Source organism: Pseudomonas sp. LF-5, assembly GCF_037626295.1.
Classification (GTDB): Bacteria; Pseudomonadota; Gammaproteobacteria; order Pseudomonadales; family Pseudomonadaceae; genus Aquipseudomonas; species Aquipseudomonas monsensis.
In genome coordinates this window covers 274,322-300,186 of record NZ_JARKMT010000003.1, presented here as the reverse complement: position 1 = coordinate 300,186, position 25,865 = coordinate 274,322, and the positions used below count along the sequence as shown (strand labels likewise).

Here is a 25,865-nt window from a genome sequence, read left to right as displayed (position 1 = left end):
GTTCAATTTTTTATTCCCTGAATGACGGATCGCTCAACTACACGTTGAGGTATTTTCTGCGCCTTGCCGGCGGCGCTCATCGCGTCGCGGTACTGGCTGTAATAGCGCTGCGCTTCATCTTTGCGATCAAGGCGCCAGAGTGAATCGGCGATGTTCAACATCAGCACCGTGCGTTTACCGACGACCTCAACGCCGCGATAAAACTTCAGCGCCAGTTCATCTCTACCGCCCTCGGCCAAGTAGAAAGCCAGGTCGTTGAAAGCTTGAACATTGCGCGCCGGTGGGTGACAAGCCATATAGGACTCTGGACTTATAGTGCGAAGATTAAATTCGAGTTCTTCCACGCGAGATTGCGGCATCTCAATATTTGAGACCTGCTTCAATAAGTCCTTTGGAGACGGCGTCTGCATGACGAGATCAGGCGCATCCTCTTCCCCGGAAGTCCACCGATTGCCCTCCCACTTGCCGTAGCAAAACCTGGCTGCGGGCTGACTGAGCACACAACCGGTCTCCATCGAAATGACCCCGCAACCAGTTTCCTCTGTCGGGATTTCTTCACCCTCCTGGCCAATGACAACGCCATAAAGAGTCTGAAGGAGGAGCAATGTTTTCTTGTCGGGACTTAACCAAGCCTCATGCGTTTCAGTACCCACCGCGGGTACATAGAGGGGAAAAGTTTTTCCATTGGCGGTAAACGAGGCGACCGCCGACTCCGCAGCAGGCCTGCCCCATGTCTTGTCATTCAGCGTCACTAAGTTCCCGCCAACCCCCACGATCTGAATATTTTCAGACAAGGCATTGGCTGAAGCTGACAGGCTCATGACAATCATCATCCGCTTAAGGCTGCCCGCGAGAAGACGGTTCATCCACTCACTCCTCATCCATCGGCGACGATTCCACATCGATCATGCTCAGCAGCCGGAATTCGTTGTTCACAAATTCGTAGTAACGGTCCCGGTTACCACTTTCCAACGCATTCCCTTGGGCGTCCTCTTCACCGTCGAGCGTGATGCCGGAGACGATGATCAAGCGGCTGTTGGGCTGGTAAACCATGCAGAACGTACTGCCGTCGTAAGCATTCGGCAGACCGCCAACGACTTCCCCAGTCTGAGCGTCCAGCACTTCGCCGCAAATCGCGCTACCGCCACAACCGAGCCTGTGCAGGATGTAATGGCCGGCGAAGTTGACCTTGCCTTTCAGAGCTTGTGCCCGCGCCTGATCCATCATTGGACTGCTGTTTTCTTGGGGTACCAATTTATGATTGGGACCGGTGAAAACTGGCGTGACGGTGTAATCCTTGAAGGCTGGATCGGCAGCGAATGCCATGGACGCAGCAGCCAATATCAAGCTGCCGAGAAGAACCAAAAATCCTTTCACGCTGTAACTCCATCGACGCAAGTCATTGTGGGTGTGTTCATTCGAAGACAATGCCGCGCACCGCTTTCTTGATTTGCTCGAATCCTTCGTTGCTGATCGCCAACGAGGCGGATGAGCCCGATTCCGCCGAGCCGATCAGCACGGCTTTACCTCGCAGCAAGCAAAAAGCGATGCGGGTAATTTGCCGTCGTGACTTGTCGTGGAAACCGAAAATGAATCCCGAAGAGTTCTCCTCGCCCCATTGCTCAAAGGTGTAGGTGTTCGCACGACCGGCCAGCGAATTGGGCACCCAGCCCTGATCGGTAAGGGTCGCCGGGCACCTGCGGTCGTTGTCGTCACGCAGGACTTGCACCGCAAATGCATCGTCTACCGGGGGTTTCCAGTCGGTGAGAAGCGAAAAGTACTCCGAGTTTTCACACATCAAACCAAACCACGGCTGGCTCAGGTCACCGTGTTTCTCGAAGTGCCAGTCGGCACCACTCGACGTTTGCGCTTGCCACAAACTGGGGGCGCTGGACGGTTTGGGCAGTTGTTTGGCTGCGATAAATACCGAATAGAAATCGTCGAACTTCAGCCATTGGTTCTGCAGCAGCGGCATGGAGAACCGACACGAACCCATGTCTACAACTGTCTCGGTCGGGCCTTGCGCAACCGGCGACTGGCCGGGCTCGTTACCGACCAATACAGGACCTGCGGCAGTCACATAATCCACCTGTAAAAACGCGACCAGACCAAAGATCAATTCGCGGAGGTATCGTAGTTTCACTTCGCATCCTTCGAATTAATCAATTCCAACTCACCATCCCGATACACCACCTCACACCCCACCCACGCCTGATCCACCTGCGGTATCACCGCCGACGGCTTGCGCAGCTCCCGCAACAACGTCGAACCATGCGACAGCCGCCCGCCCATCCGCGCAATCACCGCCCGCGCGGCTTGATAGTGCGCATGCCGTCCCGGATCAAGGGTGTCTTCGAGCAAGATGTCCTCGCCGAGGATGCCTTGCACCTGCCCCGGATAAATCATGAACCCAGTCGCCTGCTCCGCACCTTCGCGACCGTCCTGCCAGAAGCTGCCGTCTCGAGTGCGAACGTCGGGATGCGGTGCAAACCAGTGCTCGCGATCCGCCAGCGGCATGGCGTGGTGCAGACGAAAGAAGATGCGCATGAGGTTGTCGCGATACCACTCGCGCACTTGCAGGTAGTAGCCGCGCAGACCCGGCATGCCGGTGGAATGAGCGAGGCGGATCAGCCCTGACCATTGCGGGAATGGTTGTAATGGCAGCTCACTCGACGCGGGTCTAGGGGTGGCCGGATCGGTTTCCCATGGCAGTCGATGGGGGCTGTTTTCAAGATTGTCGTAAGCGGTCGGCGGGCGCCCCAGCCAATCGCCGCCGCTGCTGGCCAGCGCCGTGGCGATGCACAGATTGCCTTGCACCACGAATACGTAAAACCGGGTGAACCAGTCAGCCAGTTGTTGGCCGTCGGCACCCTGGGCGACGAGGTCGGTCAACTCCTGATCGAAACGCTGCAAACCACGCTCAAGCGTCAGCAGATGACCTCGGGCAATGCGCTGCATACGCAGGAACAGCGGCAACGAACGCAGCATCTTCAGCGGTTGCCACGGCAGATGCGGCGTCGCGCCGCCGACTTCACCGGCGTAGTTATCGGCGCTGATGCCCCAGTCGGCCAGCCTTGCGAGGAACAGGTCATTGTTGATGTAGGACGCGCCGCCGAACACGGCGGTGAACGGCTCATTGTCCTGCAACACTCGAGCATCCCAGCGCGCCATGATCGCCGGGATACTCGCCGCCGCGCGGCGTTGGGCGTACTCCACAAAAACGCTCGGTTGCGGCGGCAGAATCTCGGCAATGTTGGCGGCGGTCAGGTGCCGACGCCAGCCGTAATCGCTGATCGGCCGGTATTGCAGCAGCCACAATTGCGTGCCGTCCCAGGCCCATTCGACGTCGCCGGGCACGTAGTGGAACACCCGCAACACGTCTTGCAGAAATTGCCATAGCCGCTCTTCGGTCAAGCCGTGGGATGGCGTGAACGCGCCGCTACGCCAGGCATCGCCAACCCGCGAAAGCGTTGCCCGCGAGGGGCTGACTTGACCGTCGGCCAGCGATTCGAGATGGCCCTCAACCCATTCCAGTTCTACCGAGAGATGTCGCACAAAAGCGATCCCGGACACTACCGGCGTAATGAAGCGCTGCACCACCACTTCCTCGACGCCTTCGGCCGTCAGTTCGGCGATGCGTTTCGGCACATTGGCGGACGGCTCGCGCAGATAGGTCGTGCTCAAACCGGCATTCGCCGAATCTGCCTGATCCTCGCCGTAACTGGAGGAGCGCACCGCCCATGTCACATCAGGTTGGGCGGCAAGAAATGTCGGCAGACGCGGATCGCTGCAATCGTTGATCGTCAGCGCCGCCGGCACCGCTTGCCGCGCCAGCTCAGCCAAGTGCAAACGCCCGCCCTTGGTGTGCGCGACAAACCCGCGCTCGCCCGACTCCAGCCACTGCGCGAACTGCGCGGGCGAGTCGATCCACGGGTAATGACCCCAACCGGGCTTCAGGCTGATGGTCAGATCAGCGCGGGCGAGAATCGCCGACCATGCCGCCGCTTGCTCGATGCCGAGCACCGCGTCCTGATCGCCCCAAACCAACTCGACCGGATCGCTGATCCACTCCAGCAGCGGCAACGCAGTATCAGCGCGGATCAGATCCCAATGCGGCACAAACGCACGGCAGCACGCATAGCCGTCGCCCATGCGCTGGTACTGCGCGGGTGTCCAGGTCTGGTTGGAAAACTTGCGCGCGAACAGCGCGGGTTTGTTCGACAGCAGCCAGTGGATGGTCTTGCGGATCGGCAGCGGCGACATCAGTGCCGGCAAGCGCCGCTGCCACAAAAACGCGCCGACCGGCGCCAGCAAAACGCTGCGAGAAAAGTGTCCCGGCCGCCGTTGCAACGCGTGCAGCACCAGCAACGCATTGACCCCGACCGCCATGATCGCGCTGCCCTGCTGCGTCATCGCCAGCAAAGTCTGCGCGTAGTCCGCGAGATCCTCGCAGGGCGGCTGCGGATTGGCGCCGAAGCCCGGCAACTCCAGCGGCACCACGTCGTAGCGCTGAAAGTGCGGCAGCGCGTCATCCCACCAATCGGCGGCGCTGCCGTTGCCGGCCAGCAGATACATCAAGGGCTTGCTCATGGACGATCCTCAGGTCAGATCGCGCAGAGCAGCGTCGAGGGTTGGATAACGGAATGTGTAGCCAGCCTCGGTCAAACGCTGCGGCACCACGCGCTGACCGTCGAAGAACAGCTGAGCCATTTCCCCTGCCAATGCACGCACTGGCGCGGCGGGAATGTGGAACCACACCGGGCGCTTGAGGACCTTGCCGGCCTGCTCGGCGAACGCTGCCTGACTGACCGTTTCGGGCGCGACCATGTTGTAGGTGCCGCGCAGAGTGTCGTCGTCGAAAGCCCGCGCGATCACCTGAAGCACATCGTCACGATGCACCCAACTCATGATCTGCCGACCATCGCCCATGCGCCCGCCGAAACCCAGGCGGAACGGCATCAGCAACGGCGTCAACGCACCGCCCGGTCCGAACACCACACCGAGACGCAGCACCACCTGACGCACGCCAAATTCCGTAGCCGGTTGCGCGGCGGCTTCCCAACGCGCACAGAGTTCGGCCATGAAGCCGTCGCCCTTGCTGGCGTATTCGTCGAGGTTTTCGCTGGCATCGCGCACACCGTAGAAACCGATGGCCGAGGCTTGAATCCACAGCGCTGGTTTGTGCTTGCTGTTTTTCAGCCAGGTCATCAACGCTTCGGTGGTGCCGACTCGGCTGGCGAGCAGTTGCGCCTGACGTTTGGGAGTCCAGCGTGGGCCGGCGACGGGGGCGCCGGCGAGATTGATCACTACGTCGAAGGTATCGTCGTGGCTGAGTTCGCTGAGCGAATGCACGCAGCGGACGCGGCCGTTGAATAGATTGGCTGCGCTCAACGGATCGCGTGTCAGTACGCTGACGGAGTGGCCGGCGTCGAGCAGTTGGTTGACCAAGGCCTCACCGATAAAACCGGTGCCGCCAGTGATCAGCACGCGCTTGAAAGCGCCGCCGGCAAACGAATTGGATTGGCTCGGAGTCTTTACTGAAGGGGATTTTCTACGGTCATTACGATAGAGCCAGAATAGCGGTGGCAACAACACCAGCAACGCAAAACCGTCGAGCCACAGGTGCGACCAGACCTGTTGTTGCGCTGAGAGCCACATGTCCTGCGGCGCCCATAACAGGATGCCGGCGATCAACCATCCCCACACTGCTGGAGCTTTCAAGCGATTGCCCAAGTGCACCAGCGCGAGCATGTACAGCGCATAACTTTGCAGCGTCGCGCCGAACAGCGCGAGCCACCAGACTTGTTGTTCGTGGCCGGCCGCAGGTACCGCATCGGCGCCCCAGAATGCGAGTTCGAGAACTTCAAGATAGCCGTCGAGTAAACCGGAATGCCCGGCCCAGGTCAGGGTGAGACCGGCGAGAATGTGCACGATTGCGGCGGCGTATAGCCAGAGCACTAACGCGGGGCGAAGGGAGTTCGAGGGGGCTGGCATTCCGTGTCCTGAGCGCATTCCTTGGGGGTGGGGAGTTTAAAGGAAAATCGCGGTCGTCAGATGCTCAAGTATTAAACGTTCAAGCGCTGCGGATTCTGGCTCAGCGCATATGAAAACGCGTTAGCCATGGTGGCGGAACGCGTTTGATCACATCGAGGTGAAAAGGCGTCGGGCGCTATAAACGCCCTTCTTCACTTAACCGCACTAAAAGCAGCTGCTGGCCACTATCGGTTCGGCCACTTCGGACTGAAGTCGCTTAATCGCATTGATGCCCGAGTCGTTACCTTTGTCGGCAGCAAGCTGATAACAGGCCAAGGCGCGAGGAGTATCTTTCTTTCCTAGATCGCCGCTTTTCCAATAATCGCCTAACGAAACGAATGCGTGCGTTGATCCCATGGTGGTAGCACGAATCAACTCTTTTTCAACGTCCAGCGGGCGCTGGCAGGGTCCTGAACCGGCCAATTCATTGCCAAAACAATAGAAGCCAGCCAACGACTCAGCACCGCTCGGCGAATCAACGGCTGCTGCTTTGAAAAGAGCCTCAACTTTGCCGTATTCCAATTGCGGGGCCATACCCGACAGACTCAGCCCGGCCGCAGCCGAACTAGATATAGGATCACCTGAAGCGGCCGCGCACAGGTAATTTTCCAAAGTTGCCTCAAAAAGTTCTCCTGTCAGTCGGTATTGCTCAAGGCCGCCCAAGCCAGCAAATCCTTGTCCGCGCTGCCAACAGAAATTCTCCGCACGACTCATTTTCCGCGTACTGGCTACAGAAAGCTCTTTATCAGGAATCGACCAGTCCTCAACCCCATCAAGCGTCCAGCAGGACTTCCGCGAAAAGTTGAAAATCTTGATATTGCTGTTGCCGGCGCGTTTATCCACAACGTTAACGTGGCGGTCATCCACCTTCTCGATCTCTATTCCTTCGACTTTCCCATCTGGCACCGCAGCCATTAAGGGAAACGCCATGTCGCGCCCCACCACTGCAGTGACGTGAGTCACTATCCGTCCTATATCCGACGTCCCCTTCAACACCAATAGCTTCACGGCCTGCGCAGTTAGTCGCTTCTGCGATTCGACATTAGCGGAGAATGCTGGAAGAAACTGTGCAAAGTCTTGCGTAGGGCACGAGCCACGTCCAATTGTCGGGCCACTCCCGGTATCGGACGCGATATTGTCCAAAAACACTGAACGGTCACGACTCATACTGGCGATGCAATTGTTCACCGCTGCCACATGCGCCGAAGAGCCCGGTTTCGTCTCCAACGCATCGACCAGACAATCGGTATCGCGCAGCTTGATCCAGGCGCGTTGAGCCTCCTGAACCGTTGCCTTTTGGTTCGCAGCAAGAACTGGATCAGTTTGGTACCCACCCTCGAGCCGAACCATCAGTTCTTGATAACTGGTATTCAACTGCGTATCTGCTGCAGCCTTGGCACTCACAGAACATCTTTCACTCTGCGAGTTCGTAGTGATATTGGCACATGCATCGCCAGCAAATGCATGCCCCCCCAACAGAGATAAACCACCAATCAGCACGGCGGGCAGCACCGGAATAAGATATTTACTCAAGGCAAATTCCAACAATATTTTGCGAAAGTGTATTTTTAAGTCGTTCTTATTCTTCAAGGGAGATAGCCATTTTCAGAGTAGATCCATTCAGATAAACGACTGCTTCGCGCCCATTAATATCGACAGGGGTAGGATTCTGGATCATTCCTTCATCACTAGCCTTCGCAATTTTTGTTAACGTCTTATCCGCAACATTGGCACGCCAAATAGTTTCATCACCATTCTTGAAATAAAACGTCGGCCGTGACTTGCTCCAAATCGGAGCATATATATTCCAACCGGCCTCGGGCCGACCAGCCTGCGCTATCGTTTCATACCCTGAGGTGTGCGAGTAGTACGCTTGCAATTTTCCATACTCACCACCCCAGCCGAATGTCAAACCACTAACAGCATTTTCATCAGTATTTGGCCACTGCTGGAACAGCAAACTGCTTTCCACTGGCGGAGATTTTGAACCGAGCTTATAAACCATCCCCCGCAGCTGATTCTTAGAGAGCTGCTGTCGATAGTAAAACGCCCCATCAAAGATTCCCGCAAACCTTTTCCCTTCGTCGTTTGAACCCAAACTCAGAGCACCATCAAAACCGATATTTTTCGCAATCGTGTGCAATACCGGCCTGTCGTTGCGATCAACGTACTCATATAGATTACCCCGGTACGCAAGCATCGCCGCATCAAAATGCCCCTCAAACACGATGACATGCAACATGCCTGAAATTGTTTCAGCTGAGATCAAAAATCGTTCGACAGCCCCTTTTTCATTGGGAAGCCCTGCTAAATCAATGACCTTCCATGAGCGCTCAAACTGTGTGTAGGGTTTATCACCCAACATTAACTTAATATCTTTCTGTTCCGGCCTAGGCGCGATAGAAACCGGTGTGAGAAAGTTTATCTGCTGAATATAAGCGCCCTCTAAACACTCCACTGACTCACAGGAATTACGCTCTGACTCAAGCCAGTCACTTTCGATTATTTGCAAGGCCCGCCGATGTTTTATCGGTTTGAAGACCTCACTGAGTTTTTCGTCCATTGCGGACAAAGAAGGAGAGCTACAAATTTTTCTTTCTACTTCCGTCGAAGCTTTGCGACAGTCGAAACTCGCAGAAAATGCGGCAGAACTGAATAGCAAAAAGGTTAACGATAAAAAGCAGGGGAGCGAATGTAAATTTTTCATTGAATCAGCCTTCAAAGAAATTTTCCCACCATCGAAACGGATACGTTTACGCTGCGCCTCAAAATCAAAGAATTTTGGCGCAACAAATAAATCCGTCCCCTTTCACACGTAAAGGAAATAGCGCAAAAAAGAGAAGATAATTTTGTTCATGCTCATCCAAGTCGACGCTTTCGCCCCAATGCTCCGACTTGTCCGTTTCAACGTCTGCTCTTGTCCGGTGCCAAAGCCAAATGGCGAGCACGCTCTATCGTCGCGCGAATTAGGCAGGCATCGGACCACTCACCGAAAACTGATTTACTCGATTTCGGGTCGGACTGGCACTCCGCATCTCGAAATTTCATCCAGGCTCTTTGAGTTTCCCTCAGTGCTTTCTGACCGCTTTCGTCCAGCCGACTCATACGATCCCGATATACAGAGTTCAACAATGCATCCGCGTCAGGAACCATCAGATCAAGAACACCATTTCCCGAGGGAAACCACTCAACGTCCGCCAATGCCTGTTCGCTTTCATTGTTCCAATTGTAGAGGCCGTTTTCTTCGATCTTCAGTGTGGCGAGTCGCTGATGGTGATTCGTCGGATCGCTCTCGCTGACCTCCGAGCGATAAACAATTTCCAAATAGATAGGGTCGGTTGTGCGCTGAGGATCATTCAATAGCGTTTGCCGAACAATGGCCCGTTGCTTTTTGCTCTCAGTGATCTCTATCGAAAAGCACGGATCCGGCCCAGGACGTTCTGCGGACACCTTCCTCTCCAGGCATTGATTACGAACCGCCATGGAAGGGGTATCCGAACCGCCACCCACATCGACGACTCTGACAAGCAACCGGACTTCCGGGTCCTTGGAAAAGTCGGCCTGAAGGATGGTGGCAATCATCGTGCCCTCAGCCAAGACCACAGGCGGCAGTATTGAAAGTAAAAAAATGAGGCTGAATCTGAAAATCTGCATTCCTTGGCGTCCGTAAAAAAACTCAGTGATCCGTTCAATTCTGAACGGGCCTGCGACAGAAGATAGAGTGAGAACCGACAAGCGGGCCAGACCTATTTAAGTTCTCAACCAAATTCAAAGCGGTCGAGCGCAAAAAATAAATCCGTCCCCTTTGATTATTAACAAATCCAGATGAAAACAAATCCTTCCTCTACCTTAGAGCCTCACTCAACAAACTCAATAGTTTCAACCATCTTAATGACCTCCTTCAACGCAGAGCCATTTAGATCATTCAAGTAGGCCACATTTCCACCTCCACAAAGTGCAGCAGATCCATGGGGGATGCAGAATCCAAACCCACGCGTTCGGTCCTCCTCTTCACCATTTGTAACGTCCTGAGATATCGCTGGGCCTTCCCAGTTCTTCCCTTTTAATACATAAAAAGTATTATGCATGGACGTGTCAGCCTCAACATCTGGATCCAAACTCATGACCCATCCTTTGTCAGTCATTTTCCCGCCCGAAAAGTTAGCAAAAGTTTGGGCATCGGCGGGGTCCACACATCGAAATTTCAAATCGACTTCTATCGGCCGCCTAGAATTAGGCTTAATAACTTTCGAATAAAATAAGAGCGCAGGCACTTCTTCCTTATCCACCTCATAATCACCTCCGTACAAATTATTCATTTTAAATTTGCACACATTGAGATCTGCAAATATCACCGACGACTTCACATTCGCTTCATTAGCGAACGAGATCGACGAAAATGAAAGAACCAAAACAATCAACCAAACCTTCATCACTGCCTCCTCGCCTTAAACGGATCTGGGAGCTCACTAATTTTTCCACTAGCGTCCGGAAAGTTCATCTGCTCAGTTAAAACCACCAAAGCGTTGGTATACGCTTGGTTGCGGGCAATTATTCCGTTTACTTTGTTGATTTTAGTTACATCATGAACCGGACTACCAAAATTCACAGTTGCGGCAACCTGTCCAAAAACCTCACAACTATAGTACACAAATTGTTTCCCGCCGGATTCTTTAACAACTCGCTCCATTACAGGACTTTTATCAGCCAATTTGGCTGCCTGCGTCCAAGCCCAATAAGCTCCCGCACTGTTGGTAGCATCAACTGGTTTCTTTTCTACATCGTCACGCCAACGAATCATTTCTGCAGTCAGCCCTTTGGGCGTCAACTGACTATCAGCAAGGTGGCTGTTACTACCGGTGTTATCCGCAGACTTATGCGCGGCTGTAAGCGCGCTTACTAATGGAGAGGGCACTTTGCGACCACGGAACTTCCAATACTTTACATAGTTTCCAGGCCATGTTAACTGCAGTAACCCACGACCATCCCAGGGAAAATATTTCGCGCTACTATTATTTTCATGCATTTTCCCTAACCATTGGGTTTCTTGAGTGGCATTCCCAAAAAAAGCAGCCATCCGCAATGTACTATTGGCAACCAAAAACTTCTGCAAAGCCTTATTTAAAGGGCGTTTCAGATCCCCAATATTTTGTTGAGCTACTGCACTCAACGTAACGCCTTCTGAAACCAAGTTTGAATCCTTTATCCGCAGAGCGCTAGTCGGAAGCAATTGGGTTAGTTCCTCACCACTCAACCAACCGCATTTCCTAAACACATGAATAAATTCCTTTGGAGGGAAGTGCCAGTGCTTTGCCTTAATATCCTTCAGGCCTGCATCCTCCCAGAAGGCCATCGCCTTTTGATGCTCCTTTAACTGATTATAATCAATTTTAGGCATCGCTGGCCCTAGCTCGGAGTCGCTCAAAAGCCAGCCATATCGAGTATCAAAATTTTCACGTCCCCACTCGCTTGGAAACTTAAAAACGCATTTTTCCAATTGCTTTCGAGACTCTTCCTTTTGAATTATTTCTTGGTTGTGCTTTTTAATCCTAAAACTCTTACTATAAACGTGATCTTCTTCTGGCTTTGCTGGTGCATGTTTAAAATCTGGCGACTTGGAAATTTCCACAATACTACGAGATGGGGGAAATAGCGGATCCTCATCTAGCTTCAACAATGCTCTTAGATAGGGCGACTGACAGTGGCTGTCTTCATCGGTATCGTCATCAATTAATTTCCAACCTAGCCAATGCGGAAAATCCGCGTCGCTGAAACAGGTTACAGTGCTAGCGTTTAAGTTGAACCAAGCCACCCCTGTTGGTAGTGCTACCTGTCTCCAATGTGCCGCATTGGCTGGAGTAAGGGAATCGGGACCTAGTACTCGACCGAATCGCAGCATTTCATAACCTGCGCTTGGGCAAGCAGGGTAACGAGAGCCAGCAATTTCAAACAGGTCGTATTCGAAGCCTTCGCTCTCTTTATGTTCACCAATACACTTACCCTCAAGCGTGTAAGTACTCAAAACGCATTGCCCTTTTTCGTAATGCATACGTACGAATAAGTCTTCTGGTGGCCGAGCCAGACAATCGCCTGCACTATTCTGATCAGTCCAATTAGCTGCGGGCTGTGAATAGCCTATTACTTCTGGCGGTAAATAAAAATGCATATCGCCCCAGCAGCTATCTGTGCGACCAGCTTTGGTTTGATACATTAGCTCACGTTCAGTTCGACCGAACAGATGTGGTATCTGAGCATCATCCGCAATGATCTCAAAATGAATCTTGTTTGGCACGCCATAGATTTTTCCTGACTCACCAATAATATCTTTCCGATAAACCCGCATATCAACTTTTGGATTTACCAACGATATTTTCGAAAGATGCATATAAATTGAATAAAAAACGACCTTCGAACTTTCACCTTCGCCAATTTCTGTTTCATGTCGCAGGACAATACAGCCGTTATCTGTCCATCCGCCATAGTTCAAAGGCGCATCGTCGGCAGTATCTACCGGAGTTGGTTGACGGAAATAAGCTAGCTTTCCGTCAGCAATGGCCCGGACCGGAAGTACTTTTCCAGCCAAAAGGGGCGCTTTTAGGTGAGTCCCCCCGTGCCAATTCAAATCAAAGCTGATCGGGAAAAAGCCATCGCCCGGCTCTCCACACAGCATCGCTCTATTCAAATACGCTTCGTCGCTCTCTCCAGCGGTTGGAGCAGGAAGAAATGGAGGGCTAATCAACATAGGTATGGTCCATATTTTATAAATTCTTCAAATCCATTGAGCGCTGACGTCACAGCGATAACAGGTACTTTGTTTTAGGTTTCGGCTCTTCTGGCGCATTCGCAATCGCCTGATCCATCAAACTCCCCGCCTTATCCTTATCCGCCGCCCCCGGCAGCACCGGCGGTTTAATCCCGATCCCCGTGCCGGAGCCAGCCGAACCACCCGCATTGATCTTGATCACCGGCCCAACCACCGTGACCCCACCGCCATCCAGCTTGATAAAGCTCCCACCCCCAAGAATGGTCAGCTCCGTCCCCGCCTCAATAACAATCTTGTCCCCAGCCTTGAGGTGAATCTCTTTCCCCACGCTGGTCAGCTGCGCAGTCCCCAGCTTCACATGCTGGTTCTGCCCCACCGTCAGGTGATCATCCAGCTTCGCTTCAACCTTGCGGTCGGAGATCGTGGTGCGGTGCTCTTCAGCCTTCAGCTCGGTGTAGGTGTTCTTCACCACCGTGTCATGACGTTCATTCCCGACCCGAATCTTCTGGTCATGCTCAACGTTTTCATCCCAATCGCGCTGGGCGTGGATGTAGATCTGTTCGGCACCTTTCTTGTCTTCAATGCGCAGTTCGTTGTAACCGCCGCCCCCCGGTGAGCTAAGCGTTTTGAACACGCTGCGAGTCTTGTTTGCCGGCAGCGCGTACGGCACCGGGTTTTCCTTGTGGTACAGGCAGCCGGTCACCAGCGGTTGGTCGGGGTCGCCTTCGAGGAAGGTGACGAGGACTTCCATGCCGACGCGCGGGATGCTGATGGCGCCGTAGCGGTCGCCGGCCCAGGAGCTGGAGACGCGCAGCCAGCAGCTGGTTTTGTCGTCGGCCAGGCCTTCGCGGTCCCAGTGGAATTGCACTTTGATGCGGCCGTATTGGTCGCAGTGGATTTCTTCGCCTTTGGGGCCGGTGACCATGGCGGTCTGGCTGCCGAGTACGCGTGGTTTCGGGTGTTCGAGGGCCGGGCGGTAGAACACGTCCCACGGGGTGGCGAGGAAGGTGTTGCGGTAGCCCTGGTGGAAGTCGTCCTTGTTGTCGGTGGTGTCGCTGGTCACGCCTTCTTCGAGGACTTGCGGCTGCTTACCTTCGTGAAAAATTTCGGTGAGCAGCCAGAGGTCGTTCCACTCGCTGCGCGGGTGGTCGGACATGGCCATGAAGTGGCCGCTGACCAGTTTGGTCTGGTCGCCACGACCTTCAGCCTGGCGGTAGTCGGCGCGGTGGCGTTCGAGGGCGCGCTGGCTGAGGAACTTGCCGCGCGCACGGTCGATGAAGCGGCCCGGGTAGTCGTAGTCTTCGAGATCTGGCTCAGTGCTTTCGCCATCGGGTCTGTAGGCCGCTTCCATTTGCAGACGCGGCTTTTCGAAGTCGTAGTCGCGGCGCGTGGTGCGGCTGGTGCGGGTTTCCAGGCGCAGTTTGAAGCCTTTGATCACCGGTTCTTCGGCGACCATGCCGCTGCCTTGCACGTACGCGGTTGGCTGGCCGAGGTCGGGGAACACGGTCTGGTCGTCGCCGAACACCAGCAGATGGGCTTTTTCGCTGTGCTGGAAGTGGTAGTGAATGCCTTCCTCCTCGCACAGGCGCTGGACGAAATGCAGGTCGGTTTCGTCGTACTGCACGCAGTAGTCGCGATCCGGGCACGGCTGGCTGAGCTGGAAGCTGTAGGCGTTGCCCTTGATCCCGTGTTCGTCGAGGATCAGCGCGATGATTTTCGGCGCCGACATTTGCTGGTAGATGCGCTGGTTGGTGCGGTGATGCAGGTATTGCAGCTGCGGCACCAGCGAGACCTTGTAGCGGGTCAGGCGCTTGCCGGCATCGCCTTGGGCAACGCGGTAGATCTGGCCGTGGATGCCTGAACCCTGCGGATCGAATGCGAGAAACGCCTGCTTGTGCAGGAGTTTTTCCAGGTCCAGATCAGGGTTTTCGCTGACCAGTTCGAGGTCGAAGCGAAACGGCTGGCTGATGCCTTCGGTGCCGGTGAACGACAGCACTTGCAGGTCGCCCACGTAGTCTTCGACCTTGAGGCTGAAGTGGGTTTCGTTAGCTGGGTTGAACATAAAGTGCTCCCTGTTCGAATGTCGTCCGTTACGCCCGAAGCCGCAGACGTTGCAACCAGGACGAAGTGGCGCCCAAAGCGTCACGCAATTGGTCGGCAGTGATGGTGCGTTCTGCCGCATTGAAGCTCAGCGCGGTTTTTAGCGCTGGCCAGCCGTGTTTTGGCAGGTTCGCCGGGGCTTGCAGCTCGCGCTCCAGGTGCTCGTCGCGGGCCTGGGTCGAGGGCAAGCGGCGGAACGGGTGTTTGCCGCTCGCCAGTTCATAGATCACGCAGGCCACGCCGTACACGTCCGCGCTGGCCGACAACGGTTGGCCCTCAAGCAGTTCGGGGGCGGCGTAGCCCGGGGTCCAGGCGTTGAAGCGCTCGCGGCTCAGGTGTGGCAGGCCGGGCAAGATGCCCTCCTCTGCCTGGCCGAGACCGAAGTCGAACAGGCGCAGGCCGTCTTCGCTGAGCATGACGTTGCTCGGTTTCATGTCACCGTGCAGCACGCCGCGACGGTGGGCGTAGGCCAGCGTGTCGAGCAGCGGCAGCGCGATGTCGCGCGTTTCTTTCCACGGCAGGCCGAGGGGCCGCTCGCAGAGCAATTTGTCCAGGGTCAGGCCACGCATGTATTCCATGGTGATGAAGGCCCGCTGGCAGTCGGTGTCGACTTCAAAGGTGTGTGCACGCACGACGTTGTCGTGGCGCAGGCGTCGGGTCAGGGCGAACTCGCTGTAGAGCAAGGCACTGGCGTCCGGCGATTCGGCAAATTCTTCGCTGAGGATTTTCAGCGCAATGTAAGGATCGGGATCGCCGAACTGCTCGTGCAGCAGATCCCGCGCCCGATAGACCGCCCCCATGCCACCGGCCCCGAGCAGACGCTCGAGGTGGTAGCGACCGGCGAGTACGTCCGGCAGTGCACCGATGCTGGCCTTGGTTGGCGCCAGCAACGGCTCGGCTTTGTTTGCCTTGGCGAAGGCGAAGTAAGTCAGGTTGTTGGCCTGCTCTTCGCTCATCAGCAAGTCATCGACTGCGGATTCGATTTCAGTCATTGGCGGATCACCACGGCCGTCAGGTTGTCCCGGGCGGCGCCACGCAGGGCGCCGTCGAACAGACGTTCCAGCGCCACGTGCGGCGCGCTGAGGCTGAGGGCGTTGCCGAGGGCATCGCTGCTCAGGCCCTGATACAAACCATCGCTGCAGAGCAAAAACGCATCGCCCGGATAGACCTCGAGTTCGAGGACATCCAGGGTCAGTTGTTCGGCGGCGCCGACGGCTCGGGTCAACGCCTGAGCCGCCGGGTGCGCCGCCGCTTGTTCGACGCTCATTTGTTGCTCGTCGATCAGTTGCTGTTGCAGCGAATGATCCTTGGACAGCTGATACAACCGCTGCCCACGCCACATGTAACAACGGCTGTCGCCGGCCCAGATGCAGGCCGCGCGATTGCCTTCCACCAGCAGCGCCACGACGGTGCTGCCCATGATGCTGTCGTGGCGCCCGGCGGTGACCGTCAACTCCTGCCCCAAGCGCCGGTTCAGCCAGTGCAGGCACTGGCGGATGGCTTTGAGGCGTTCGTCGAAGTCCTCGTGTTGCGGCAGTTCAGCCAGGCTGGCGACGATCAACTGGCTGGCGATGTCGCCACCCTGATGACCGCCCATGCCGTCCGCGACCACCCACAGCCCCTGCTGCGGATTGTCGAGGAAGGCATCTTCGTTGCGCGACCGCACCTTGCCCGGGTCGGTACGCGCCGCGCTGCGCCAGGGACTGGCCACCAGCATCAGAGCTGCACCGGCATACGGAAGGTGCGCAGCACGCCCATGTCGAACGGGTTCGGCGTGCGCTGGCTGGTCAGCAGGTAGTTGGCGCGCAGGCCACCCACATCGGCTTTCAGCACCAGCACGTCGCGACCGGTCAGGTACTCGGTCTGCATCAGGTCGAACAGACGGAACAGCGACCATGGGCCGGAGTTCTTCTCGATGCCGATCGGACGCCCCGCCATCTTGTCCATCACCAGGCTGGTGCGACCGTCTTCAGCATCGGTCGGCCACTTGAACGACATTGGCAGGATCGGACCGTGGCGGTACTCCATGGTCTTGTCGCCGAACTTGAACTCGGAACGGCTCACGGCCGGGTCGAGGGTGTACGGCTCCAGTTTGAACTGCACGGTCGGCTCGGCCGGGTTGATCGAGAAGAAGCTCTGGCGAATCGTCAGCGCGGCGGCCATCTGGTCGAGGTACATCTTTGATACCGGCAGGCTGTGGCCATCGACGCTGCGCATCCGGTAGTTGCCCGGATCACCGCTGACGAACGGACGCATGTAGCTGTCGAAGAAGCGGTCGACGGTGCCTTGAGCCCGGAAGAACTCGCGGAAATCGCTGATCGCCACGTCACTGGTGCTGCTGGCGCTGAACGGATAACGCTTGTTGATGGTTTTGCCATACACGCTGTACAGCTCGTTCTGATAACGGCCGTTCAGGTATTGGTAGGCATCGTTGAGCACCAGACGCCACGAGTCTTCGGCCAGCACGTTGAACCACACGCTGAGCGGACGCGGCAGGCGACCCGAGGCAGCACGCAGGTTGGTCAGCGCATCACGCTGGCCGCTCATGCGGGTTTTCGCCATTTCGAACGCGGCTTGTTCCGGTGTACTGGAACGGGCCAGACCGGACAGTTGCAGCTGCAGGTCGTTGAGCGCGCTCAGCGCAGGGGTCAGGTCTGCCGCCGGGCCGTTGTTGTCATCGAGCAAACGATGCAGCGGTTCGAAGCGGCGTTGCAGCGACTTCTTCGCGGTGTCCGGCAGGGTCTTCGCCACGTTCAGGGCCGAAGCCTTGTCCGCTGCGGCGGCGGCAAGCTTGCCGACTTTACCCAGTTTGCCCTTCTGCCCCGCCAATGCATCGGCGGCATCACCGGCTTCATCCACCGGATCGGCGGCGGCCGGGAAGCGCGTGTTCTCGCGTACTTCAGTGAGCAAGGCCAGCACCGGCGAGTTGGCCGAGGTCAGGCCCGCCAGTTGCTCGGCGCCTTCACCGGCGTCACTGATTGGCGGCAGGGCCACCTGGCCAACGGCTTCGCTCCAGTAGTTGGCGTAGTCGCGGAAGTACAGTTGCTCCAGCTCGACCATCAGGCGACGCAAGTCCATGTCGCTGATGCCCGCACCTTCGCCCAGCACCCAGTTGTCACGCAGGATGTCGGTGACCAGCGCCGAACCCTGTACCGAGAAATACTGCTGATAACCGGTTTGCGTGTAGAAGCCCGGAATCACGTATTCGGTGCCGATAAACAGCGAGCCTTGTGGGCCGAGGTGTTGGCTGAAGCGGTAGTCCGGCAGGTTGCGCGCCTGCTCGCGGAGCATGCGATACACCACGGTGGCCAGCGATTCGCTGCGCAGGACCTGACGCGCCTGGGTCACCAACTGTTCGTTCAGCGGGTAGATAAACGGCTGCTTCAGCAGACGCTCCAGGTGCGCATTCAGACCGTTCTGCACCGCGGTGTTGCCGGTGTAGCGCTGCGACCAGTCAGTGGCGACCCAGTCCTTGAGCCACGCGGCATCGCGACGGTCCTTCATGTTCAGCATCAGGTACGCGCGCAGGCTGTTGAGCAGGCGGTCGCGGTCCTTCATGTTGGCGCGGATCTGCCCTTCGAGCAGGGTGGCAACCCGTGGCAGCAGTTGCTTTTCAAGCTCGCGCTCGTAAGCCTCTTTGACTACTGGATTGACGTCTTCACCCTGATACAGACCGCCACGCTCGTGGTACGACACGTCGCCCTTTTTCGGGAACACCTGGGTCGCGGCGTAGCTGGTATCGAGGGTTTTCAGAGCGCCCATCGCGTCATCACGCGGGGAAAGCGCCGAGCGTTGTTGCGTCCAGTTCTGCGCCAGATTGCGCAGGTTTTCCAGACGCTCATAGTTGGCCGAAAAACCGCCCGCCCAGAGCATGCCGAACAGCGCCAGTGCCGCCAGTGCGCCGACGTACAGCGCACGTTGGCCCCAGTTGATGCGGCTGCGTTCGCGCTTGTCCAGACCGGCCAGATCGGCCTCGGGGAAAATCACCTGGCTGAACAAATGGTGGATGAACCGCGAGCGACCGCTGCGCAGGGTCGGCAGCACACCGGCATTCACACCCAGATTCGCGCCGATGGCGGCAGCCGTCTCGTCCATTTGCTGAACCAGATGGGGTGCGCTGGTCAGGTAGAAACCACGCAGTTGCGTGGCCCGCTGGTAACGGTTGCCGGTGAACGCCATGTCGACGAACAGGCACAGGTGCTCGCCGATTTGCCCCAGTTGATGCGGGAAGTCGAGAATGCGGCCACGGCGCTGCGTGTCACGCTCGGAGTGCATGCGCATGATCACTTGGCTGTTGAGGCGACGCAGCAGTTCCTCGAACTCGCCGCGCAGCACAGCCACGTCGGTGCCAACCTGGTCCTTGCGGAAACTGGTACCCAACACCTGATCGCTTTCCTCGCGGGTCAGCTGATCGAAGAACTCGTCGAAGCCCAGCAGTTTGTCGGCCTTGCTCAGTACCAGATACACCGGCACGTCGACGTGCAGCTTCTGATAAATCTCTTGCAGGCGACCACGCACCTGGCGCGCCAGGGTGTCGATGTCTTGCTCGCTGCCACCGGTGAGGATTTCCACCGGGATGGTCACCAGTACACCGTTCAACGGACGACCGCGACGACGCTTGCGCAGCAGCTCCAGCAAGGTGGTCCAGGCACTGCCGTCGACGTCTTTCTCGCCTTGGGTCATGTAACGTCCGGCGGTGTCGATCAGCACACCATGGTCGGCGAAGTACCAATCGCAATGACGAGTGCCTTGGGTGTCGCGGGTCAGCTTGCGGTCGATCTTGTTGATCGGGAATTCCAGACCGGAGAAGTCCAGCAGGCTGGTCTTGCCGCCGGACTGCGGGCCGATCAACAGATACCACGGCAGTTCGTTGCGCCAGCGCTCGCTGCGGCCGCGATACAGGCTCGAGGTTTTCAGGGTTTTCAGCGCGTCTTTGAAACGCGCTTTCAACTCTTTCTCCTCGTCGTCGATCAGCTCTTCGCGGCGGATCCGATCCTGGCCATCTTCGGTGGCTTCGACTTCTTTCTTGCGTACACCGGCGCGCCAGCTGACGAAGACCATGGTCAGGCCCCAGATCAGGAACAGCACGGCGATGGTCAACAGGCGAGAGGTGGGGCTCTCCCAGAACTTGTAGTCATCGACCGCCAACAACGGGCCGACAAACCACACCAGCAGCGCCACGAACAGCACCAGCAGCAGGGTCCAGACCCAGGTCTGGCGCAGGAAGGCGCCGACTTTCTTGAAAAACTTTTTCATCACACGTCCCTGTTTACGGCTGCGACTGCGGTTGCACCGCGGCCGGATCAAGCGGCTGATAAGGTTGCAGAACGGTGTCGCGCTGCTCGCCCAAGACCCAGGCGAAGCCCGAATACATCACCACCAGACAGACGAAAGTGAACAACACCACCATCCACGCCGGCACGATGCGCACCAGGTTGCGACGCTGATCGTTGAGGCCTTCCCAGTGCGGCGACAGCTCTCGCGGCACGTCGCCACGCAGTTGACGGATCTGGCGGTACAGGGCGTCACGGATGCCTTCGAGTTCGAGCATGCCGCGCGCCTGCACGCGGTACTTGCCCTCGAAACCGAGGGACAGGCACAGGTACATCAGCTCAAGCATCGGCAGGTGCTTGACCGGGTTCTTCGACAAGCGATCGAGCAGTTGGAAGAACTTCTCGCCACCGAAGGTTTCGTTGTGGAAGCTGCTGAGCAGACTCATCTGCGACCATTCGCTTTCGTTGCCCCACGGCGTGGTCACGACGGCTTCGTCGACCACGGTGCAGAGCACGTAACGGGCGGCCATCACCTGGCTGCTTTCGGCACCATTGTGCAGGGCGCGCACTTCAAACAGCTTGAGCCCGGCGGTCAGGCGCTCGTTGAGCGCGTACAGGTCTTCGCGGGTTTCGCTGTGCTTGAGGCGCACCACTTCCGACAGCAACTCGGACGAGGCCGCCACCAGCGAATTGAGGCTGATGTTGAACGCCTCCGCCGGACGCAGGCGCGCGGCGTAGATCATGCGTTCTTCCAGTTGCTCGAAACGCGGCGGCGCGGCGAAGTCGGTCAGCGGACTCGATGCCGGTCCGTGGCCCTGACGATCGAGCAGGACGGTTTTGTCGTCCTGGTTGTAATCCGTTTCCTTGATCATGTCGGTCAGTTCCTGATGGCCCAGAATTTCAGTTCAAGCTCGGCGAATTCGCCGGACACGTGGAACGCGAAGCCGCCGGAGCGCTCGAGTTGTGCCAGGTCTTCGGAACTGAGTTCGAGGATGAAGTAGGTTTTGTTCGAGTGGAACGCGATCTGCCGTGGAGCGACGGGCAATGGTTTGACCTTGATCCCCGGCAAGTGCAGGTTGACCAGTTGGCGAATGCGCTCCACCGGGCCGACCTTGAGGTGCGCCGGCAAGCGGTGGCGCAGTTCTTCGGAGTCGCAGTTGGCACTGGCCGCCAGCACGAACGACGCCGAGCCGAGCAGTTTGTGGTCGTGCAACGGCGACACGATGATGCCGTACTGACGCGCTTGCAGGATCAGCTCGATGGCGTGCTGTTCGAGCACCATCGACAGCACCTGACGGATCGCTTCCATCAGTTTGCGGAAGCTGCCGCCCTGGTCGGCGTGGGAGTAGCGGCTGTCCAGACGCGGACGTTTGCTCTCGCCGGAGAAGGTCGCCAGATCGCCGAGCATGGTCAGCAGCGTGCGGTACAACTCTTCCGGGTGCACCTGCTCCAGGCCGAGGTAGTGACGCAGCAGCAGTTCGGTGCGGTTGATCAGTTGCAGCATCATGAAATCGCCGACTTCCGCACCGCCAACCTTGCCGTTGGAGCGAATCCGCTCGGCAATCGTGTCGCCACGGTGGTTGAGCATGCTGATGACTTCTTTCAGGCACGACAGCAGGTAGCTGGAAGCGTGGGCCTGAATGTAGGTCGGCACGAAATCCGGATCGAGGCTGATCACGCCGTCGGGCGTGGTATCGAGCACGTCGCAGATCTTCAGCTTCACGTAGGCCTGATCGCTCTGCTGCTCGCCGAGCAACAGTTTGAAATCCGGACGACCGCAGCTGACCTGGCTGGCGGAATCGTCGCCGGCGTTGGAGTCGGCGACTTCGGCGTCGTACGCGGTGTAACGCGCCAGCACGTCGGACTGCTCCGGACGGCGCGCTTCGATATGGTTACCGGTGACCAGCGGCAGCGCCAGGTAGATCGGCGTGTTGCCGGTATTCGGCGGTACGTCCAGGGCCAGCGGCTCGGTGTTGCCACCGAGTTCGAACAGGCTGCCGTCCGGCAGAATCCCCGAGGCTTCACTGATCACCAGTTTGCCCATGTTGAGGAACTGCAGGTCGATCTCCAGATTGAGGAAACCCCAGGTGTAGCCACCCAACAATTGCGTGCGGGTTTTCATCTGGTGATCGTAATAACGATCGTTGTGCTGGAAGTGCTGCGGACGCAGCAGCATGCCTTCCTGCCAAATGACTTTATGGGTATTCATGTTCAGTCATCCGCCTTGGCGAGCACTTGATGAGTGTTGCGGATGCCGGTCTGGTCCAGGGTCAGATCGACTTCGGTGACTTCCAGCGGCGTGATCTGCACCGTGTAGCGCCACTGGGTTTCCGGCAAATCGCGGTAAGCGGCAAGAACGCCGACATAACCGCTGCCCTCTTCGACCTTGAGTTTCATCTCCACGGTTTCACCCGGGCGCAGTTCGAGTTCTTCGCTGGCCACCAGGTCCGGGTTGAGGGATTCCTTGGCGCGCTCGTAGAGGCTGAAGAAATCCGCGTTCTCGAAGGTTACCGGGTGCTTGAGTTCGAACAGGCGCACGACGATTGGCGAAGGGCGGCCGTTGAGGTCCGGGTTGAGCTGATCGCTGCCGGTCAGCTTCAGGTTGATCTTGGTCACTTTCGAGTACGGCGACAGCGACGAGCAACCGGCGAGCAGCACCAGCATGGTGAGCGCAGTCAGCGTCTTGAAAAAAGCGGTCGAGCGGCGAGACATGCGCATCATCCTTGGTGGTCGGTGTGGAGGGTGGAGATCAGGCGGATCTGTTCTTCATAGGCCTGGGCGAAGTCGCGGGCCAGCAGACGCTCGCTCCAGTCATCGTCCTGACGCAGTGCCTGGTGGTAGCGGCCGAACGCTCTCCAGCGTCCGCCCGACGTGGCGATCAACGGCTTGTTGTCGCGCTCGAAACGCAGGGTCAGTTGTTCCGGCGAGAAGTGCTCCAGCGTGCCGCGTACGGCGGCGCGGCTGGCGGTCAGCAGTGCCACCTGATGCGCCTGCAGATCGCGGAACGCGCGGGAGATGGCTTGCTCGGCCGGCAGGTGGCCGGGTTTGCTTGGCTGCAACAGAATCTCCAGTGCTTCGCTCGGATCGACGGCGAACTTCAGCGGGTTCTTGTTGGTGCCTTGCACGGTGGTCTGGGCCAGACGCAGTTCGTTTTTCAGCTCCGAGCGGGTACGCAGGCTCTGCTGCAAACCGCCGATGCTCTGCCGCAGCAGGCGCGCGGCGTTCAGTGCCAGGGCTTCGCGTTCGTCGTGGCTCAGGCCTTTGACGTCCACACCCAGTGCCGCCCCGAAGTGCTCCCAGAAACCTTCGCTCTGACGCTCGACGGCTTTCGGTGCCGGAGCGGGTTCAGGTTCGGCAGGCGCGGCGATCAGCTCCGGCACCATCAGGCTTTCCATGTCGATACGTGCGTAGTCGGCACGCTGACGGGAATCTTCCGGCTTGGTGTTCGGCGCCAGCAACTCGTCGATTTCCGAGTAGACGCGCTCTTGCTGTTCGAGGGCGTTGAGCGGGTCGAGATCGAGGAACGCGTCATCGGGAATGATGCTGCCGGCAGCACGCGGACGGCCGACTTCCCCGTCGAAGGTCGCCGGGTCACGCACCAGGCGCGCGCGAATTTCGAAGTCGCCGAGCACGTAAGTGCTGCCGTGCTCGATCCGCACCGGTTCGCCCTTGTGCAGACGTGCTCCGCTCGAACCGTCCTGCACGCCGTTGCTGCTGGTGTCGGTGAGGAAAAACGTGCCTTCGCGGTAGCTGACAATCGCGTGGTGATTGGACAGGTGACGCTTGCGGTCAGGGATGATCCAGTCGCAGTCCTCGCCCCGCCCGATCACGCCGCCGGCCTGTTTAAAGGTCTTCTGGCACAACTCGGTGGGCACGAACTGCTTGGTGTTCAGCATTTCGAAAACCAGTTCCATGTTTGATGCTCCTTGCGGTCACTTGCCGCGATTGACCGCTTGCGGATCACCCAACGGGCGATAGTCGTTGTCGTTGAATTTGTAGTTGCCGCTACAGCCGCCCAGGCCGCATAGAACGACGAGGGTCAGCAGGACAGCGTGCCAGTGACGAACAGACATCAGAGGGTCTCCAGGTGTAGACAAAGCACAAAGCGCCGACCCTTGCGGGCGGCGCTGAAATGGGGTTTTGCGGGAAAAACGATGATCTTTTGCCTACCCATCGAAATCTCCCAGATTGATGTTCAGGCGGCCGAGGCGGTACAGCAGCGTGCGTCGCGGCAGGCCCAGTTCGCGGGCGGCGAGGGTCTGGTTGCCATCGTTTTTGCGCAGGCAATCGAGCAGCAGCGTGCGCTCGACCTGCTCCAGGCGTTCGCGCAGATTCAGATGGCTGTTGTCCTCCGGCATCGGCTCCATGCGCAGGGAAAAATGCTCGGCCAGCAACTCGCCGCCTTCGCACAGCAACACCGCGCGCTCGACCAAAGCCTTGAGTTCGCGCACGTTGCCGGGGAAGTTGTAGCCGGACAGGTGTTCCAGCGCCGCGCTCGACCAGCGCACCGGATCGCGTTGCAAATACGTGCAGGTCTTCTCGGCGAAGTGCTGGGCCAGTTCGAGGATGTCGCCTTCGCGCTGGCGCAGGGCCGGCAGCTCGATCGGGAATTGCGCGAGGCGGTAATACAGGTCCTCGCGGAATTTGCCTTCGCTGACCAGCGTCGACAGATCGCGGTGCGTCGCGGCGATGATGCGCACGTCGATCTTGTGGGTGTCGTTGGAACCCAGCGGCCGGATCTCGCCTTCCTGCAACACGCGCAATATCTTCGCTTGCAACGACAACGGCATGTCGCCGATCTCGTCGAGCAACAGCGTGCCACCATTGGCTGCATCGAACAGGCCGGCGCGGTCACGGTCGGCACCGGTGAACGCGCCTTTGCGATAGCCGAACAGTTCGCTTTCCAGCAGGTTTTCCGGGACCGCCGCGCAGTTCTGCACGATGAACGCCTGGGAACGACGCGGGCCGCAATCGTGAATTGCCCGGGCGACGACTTCCTTGCCGGTGCCGGTCTCGCCGCGCAACAACACGGTGTACGCGCTGTGCAGGACCTTGCTGATCAGCGAATGGGTCTGGCGCATCGCCGCGCTTTTGCCGATCAGGCCGTAACCACTGATGCTTGGCACGCTGCGCGCCACCGTGGCCGATTCCGCCAGCGGCTGACGCAGACGCTGCAGCAAGTGCAGTTGGCCGAGCACGAACGAACCGAGCTGCCCGAGCGAGTCGGCAAAGCCTTGCAGGTCCACGCGGCGACGGCTGGCACACAGCAACAAACCTTCCACCGCGTTGTGCTGATTGACCAGCGGCACGCACAGCAGCGACTGCCACGGCGAAGCCGCCGCCGGCAGAAAGCTGGTTTCGTGCAGGCTGCCGCTCAAGTCGTTGAGGCACACCACGCGGTTCTGGCACAGGGCGAACTGCAGCAGTTGCTCACCGTTGTAGTCCGCCGGCAGGCTCGCCGCTTCGCGCGGTTGCAGCGCGCCGTCGAGGCATTCGGCGTTCATCCCCAGGCAGGTGTGGGTGGCGTCGAGCAAATACAGTTGCGTCAATTCGCACCCGCTCAGCTCGGCCAGACCGCGCACGAAGTCACCCAACAACGCAGCACCGTCCGCCGCCCGCGACAGGCTGGCGAATTGCGCCAGCAACGCTTCGGCGTAGACCAGTGGCTGCGGCACTTGAGTGAACATCACACCCAC

20 protein-coding genes are annotated in these 25,865 nt (G+C 58.0%); all 20 read right to left on the bottom strand.

From position 1 onward, the window contains the following. Nucleotides 1–2: 2 nt before the first annotated feature. The 20 genes from PseuLF5_RS13365 to PseuLF5_RS13270 all read right to left on the bottom strand — a co-directional run bounded on the left by PseuLF5_RS13365 (nt 3) and on the right by PseuLF5_RS13270 (nt 25,856). The gene (locus tag PseuLF5_RS13365; protein WP_340133736.1) at nt 3–866 is read right to left on the bottom strand and encodes a tetratricopeptide repeat protein; all 864 of its coding nucleotides are present in this window, start codon (nt 864–866) and stop codon (nt 3–5) included. Nucleotides 867–870: 4 nt separating this feature from the next. Beyond that, nucleotides 871–1,326: a hypothetical protein gene (locus tag PseuLF5_RS13360; protein ID WP_340133858.1), complete on the bottom strand. Its 456-nt coding sequence runs from the start codon at nt 1,324–1,326 to the stop codon at nt 871–873. A gap of 88 nt (nt 1,327–1,414) precedes the next feature. Next, a complete protein-coding gene (locus PseuLF5_RS13355) occupies nt 1,415–2,119 on the bottom strand; it encodes a hypothetical protein (protein WP_340133735.1) in 705 nt (234 codons plus the stop codon). Between the two features lie 20 nt (nt 2,120–2,139). Next, nucleotides 2,140–4,590 (bottom strand): alpha/beta hydrolase, encoded by a 2,451-nt coding sequence (locus PseuLF5_RS13350; RefSeq protein WP_340133734.1) that lies wholly within the window; start codon nt 4,588–4,590, stop codon nt 2,140–2,142. A gap of 9 nt (nt 4,591–4,599) precedes the next feature. Then, nucleotides 4,600–5,994 (bottom strand): TIGR01777 family oxidoreductase, encoded by a 1,395-nt coding sequence (locus PseuLF5_RS13345; protein WP_340133733.1) that lies wholly within the window; start codon nt 5,992–5,994, stop codon nt 4,600–4,602. A 204-nt stretch (nt 5,995–6,198) separates the two neighbouring features. Next, on the bottom strand, nt 6,199–7,566 hold the full coding sequence (locus PseuLF5_RS13340) for a lysozyme inhibitor LprI family protein (RefSeq protein WP_340133856.1): 1,368 nt from the start codon (nt 7,564–7,566) through the stop codon (nt 6,199–6,201). A gap of 46 nt (nt 7,567–7,612) precedes the next feature. Next, entirely contained in the window at nt 7,613–8,740 is a 1,128-nt protein-coding gene (locus PseuLF5_RS13335) for a lysozyme inhibitor LprI family protein (RefSeq protein WP_267795790.1), read from the bottom strand. A 197-nt stretch (nt 8,741–8,937) separates the two neighbouring features. Continuing rightward, nucleotides 8,938–9,687 (bottom strand): lysozyme inhibitor LprI family protein, encoded by a 750-nt coding sequence (locus PseuLF5_RS13330; RefSeq protein WP_267795789.1) that lies wholly within the window; start codon nt 9,685–9,687, stop codon nt 8,938–8,940. A 203-nt stretch (nt 9,688–9,890) separates the two neighbouring features. Further along, nucleotides 9,891–10,466 carry a hypothetical protein gene (locus PseuLF5_RS13325; RefSeq protein ID WP_110599816.1) on the bottom strand — a complete coding sequence of 192 codons (576 nt, stop codon included), beginning with the start codon at nt 10,464–10,466 and terminating at the stop codon, nt 9,891–9,893. Beyond that, nucleotides 10,466–12,775: a M23 family metallopeptidase gene (locus tag PseuLF5_RS13320; RefSeq protein ID WP_267795788.1), complete on the bottom strand. Its 2,310-nt coding sequence runs from the start codon at nt 12,773–12,775 to the stop codon at nt 10,466–10,468. Before PseuLF5_RS13320 ends, PseuLF5_RS13325 begins: the two co-directional genes overlap by 1 nt. A gap of 49 nt (nt 12,776–12,824) precedes the next feature. Beyond that, nucleotides 12,825–14,858, bottom strand: a complete 2,034-nt coding sequence (locus PseuLF5_RS13315; protein ID WP_340133730.1) for a type VI secretion system Vgr family protein — start codon at nt 14,856–14,858, stop codon at nt 12,825–12,827. Between the two features lie 28 nt (nt 14,859–14,886). Then, nucleotides 14,887–15,888 (bottom strand): serine/threonine-protein kinase, encoded by a 1,002-nt coding sequence (locus PseuLF5_RS13310; RefSeq protein WP_340133729.1) that lies wholly within the window; start codon nt 15,886–15,888, stop codon nt 14,887–14,889. After that, on the bottom strand, nt 15,885–16,613 hold the full coding sequence (locus tag PseuLF5_RS13305; protein WP_128615661.1) for a PP2C family protein-serine/threonine phosphatase: 729 nt from the start codon (nt 16,611–16,613) through the stop codon (nt 15,885–15,887). The genes PseuLF5_RS13310 and PseuLF5_RS13305 overlap by 4 nt, the downstream gene beginning before the upstream one ends. Continuing rightward, nucleotides 16,613–20,152 carry a type VI secretion system membrane subunit TssM gene (gene tssM / locus PseuLF5_RS13300; RefSeq protein WP_186743919.1) on the bottom strand — a complete coding sequence of 1,180 codons (3,540 nt, stop codon included), beginning with the start codon at nt 20,150–20,152 and terminating at the stop codon, nt 16,613–16,615. Before tssM ends, PseuLF5_RS13305 begins: the two co-directional genes overlap by 1 nt. A gap of 13 nt (nt 20,153–20,165) precedes the next feature. Then, entirely contained in the window at nt 20,166–21,041 is an 876-nt protein-coding gene (icmH, locus tag PseuLF5_RS13295; RefSeq protein ID WP_016985783.1) for a type IVB secretion system protein IcmH/DotU, read from the bottom strand. 5 nt (nt 21,042–21,046) lie between these two features. Further along, on the bottom strand, nt 21,047–22,378 hold the full coding sequence (gene tssK / locus PseuLF5_RS13290; protein WP_123469904.1) for a type VI secretion system baseplate subunit TssK: 1,332 nt from the start codon (nt 22,376–22,378) through the stop codon (nt 21,047–21,049). Nucleotides 22,379–22,380: 2 nt separating this feature from the next. Continuing rightward, the gene (gene tssJ, locus PseuLF5_RS13285; protein WP_123469906.1) at nt 22,381–22,881 is read right to left on the bottom strand and encodes a type VI secretion system lipoprotein TssJ; all 501 of its coding nucleotides are present in this window, start codon (nt 22,879–22,881) and stop codon (nt 22,381–22,383) included. A gap of 5 nt (nt 22,882–22,886) precedes the next feature. Further along, nucleotides 22,887–24,083 carry a type VI secretion system-associated FHA domain protein TagH gene (gene tagH / locus PseuLF5_RS13280; protein ID WP_123469908.1) on the bottom strand — a complete coding sequence of 399 codons (1,197 nt, stop codon included), beginning with the start codon at nt 24,081–24,083 and terminating at the stop codon, nt 22,887–22,889. An 18-nt stretch (nt 24,084–24,101) separates the two neighbouring features. Then, the gene (locus tag PseuLF5_RS13275) at nt 24,102–24,242 is read right to left on the bottom strand and encodes a hypothetical protein (protein ID WP_003229566.1); all 141 of its coding nucleotides are present in this window, start codon (nt 24,240–24,242) and stop codon (nt 24,102–24,104) included. 93 nt (nt 24,243–24,335) lie between these two features. Then, nucleotides 24,336–25,856, bottom strand: a complete 1,521-nt coding sequence (locus tag PseuLF5_RS13270; RefSeq protein WP_340133726.1) for a sigma-54 interaction domain-containing protein — start codon at nt 25,854–25,856, stop codon at nt 24,336–24,338. Nucleotides 25,857–25,865 lie beyond the last annotated feature (9 nt).

Bases quoted from the DNA above. Each gene is read 5' to 3' on its own strand.
- PseuLF5_RS13325 (WP_110599816.1), bottom strand. From the start codon at position 10,466: ATGAAGGTTTGGTTGATTGTTTTGGTTCTTTCATTTTCGTCGATCTCG.
- tssK (WP_123469904.1), bottom strand. From the start codon at position 22,378: ATGAATACCCATAAAGTCATTTGGCAGGAAGGCATGCTGCTGCGTCCG.
- PseuLF5_RS13270 (WP_340133726.1), bottom strand. From the start codon at position 25,856: ATGTTCACTCAAGTGCCGCAGCCACTGGTCTACGCCGAAGCGTTGCTG.
- PseuLF5_RS13320 (WP_267795788.1), bottom strand. From the start codon at position 12,775: ATGTTGATTAGCCCTCCATTTCTTCCTGCTCCAACCGCTGGAGAGAGC.
- tssJ (WP_123469906.1), bottom strand. From the start codon at position 22,881: ATGTCTCGCCGCTCGACCGCTTTTTTCAAGACGCTGACTGCGCTCACC.
- tagH (WP_123469908.1), bottom strand. From the start codon at position 24,083: ATGGAACTGGTTTTCGAAATGCTGAACACCAAGCAGTTCGTGCCCACC.
- PseuLF5_RS13315 (WP_340133730.1), bottom strand. From the start codon at position 14,858: ATGTTCAACCCAGCTAACGAAACCCACTTCAGCCTCAAGGTCGAAGAC.
- PseuLF5_RS13345 (WP_340133733.1), bottom strand. From the start codon at position 5,994: ATGCCAGCCCCCTCGAACTCCCTTCGCCCCGCGTTAGTGCTCTGGCTA.
- PseuLF5_RS13310 (WP_340133729.1), bottom strand. From the start codon at position 15,888: ATGACTGAAATCGAATCCGCAGTCGATGACTTGCTGATGAGCGAAGAG.
- tssM (WP_186743919.1), bottom strand. From the start codon at position 20,152: ATGAAAAAGTTTTTCAAGAAAGTCGGCGCCTTCCTGCGCCAGACCTGG.
- PseuLF5_RS13305 (WP_128615661.1), bottom strand. From the start codon at position 16,613: ATGCTGGTGGCCAGTCCCTGGCGCAGCGCGGCGCGTACCGACCCGGGC.
- PseuLF5_RS13330 (WP_267795789.1), bottom strand. From the start codon at position 9,687: ATGCAGATTTTCAGATTCAGCCTCATTTTTTTACTTTCAATACTGCCG.
- PseuLF5_RS13350 (WP_340133734.1), bottom strand. From the start codon at position 4,590: ATGAGCAAGCCCTTGATGTATCTGCTGGCCGGCAACGGCAGCGCCGCC.
- PseuLF5_RS13335 (WP_267795790.1), bottom strand. From the start codon at position 8,740: ATGAAAAATTTACATTCGCTCCCCTGCTTTTTATCGTTAACCTTTTTG.
- PseuLF5_RS13365 (WP_340133736.1), bottom strand. From the start codon at position 866: ATGAACCGTCTTCTCGCGGGCAGCCTTAAGCGGATGATGATTGTCATG.
- icmH (WP_016985783.1), bottom strand. From the start codon at position 21,041: ATGATCAAGGAAACGGATTACAACCAGGACGACAAAACCGTCCTGCTC.
- PseuLF5_RS13275 (WP_003229566.1), bottom strand. From the start codon at position 24,242: ATGTCTGTTCGTCACTGGCACGCTGTCCTGCTGACCCTCGTCGTTCTA.
- PseuLF5_RS13360 (WP_340133858.1), bottom strand. From the start codon at position 1,326: ATGGCATTCGCTGCCGATCCAGCCTTCAAGGATTACACCGTCACGCCA.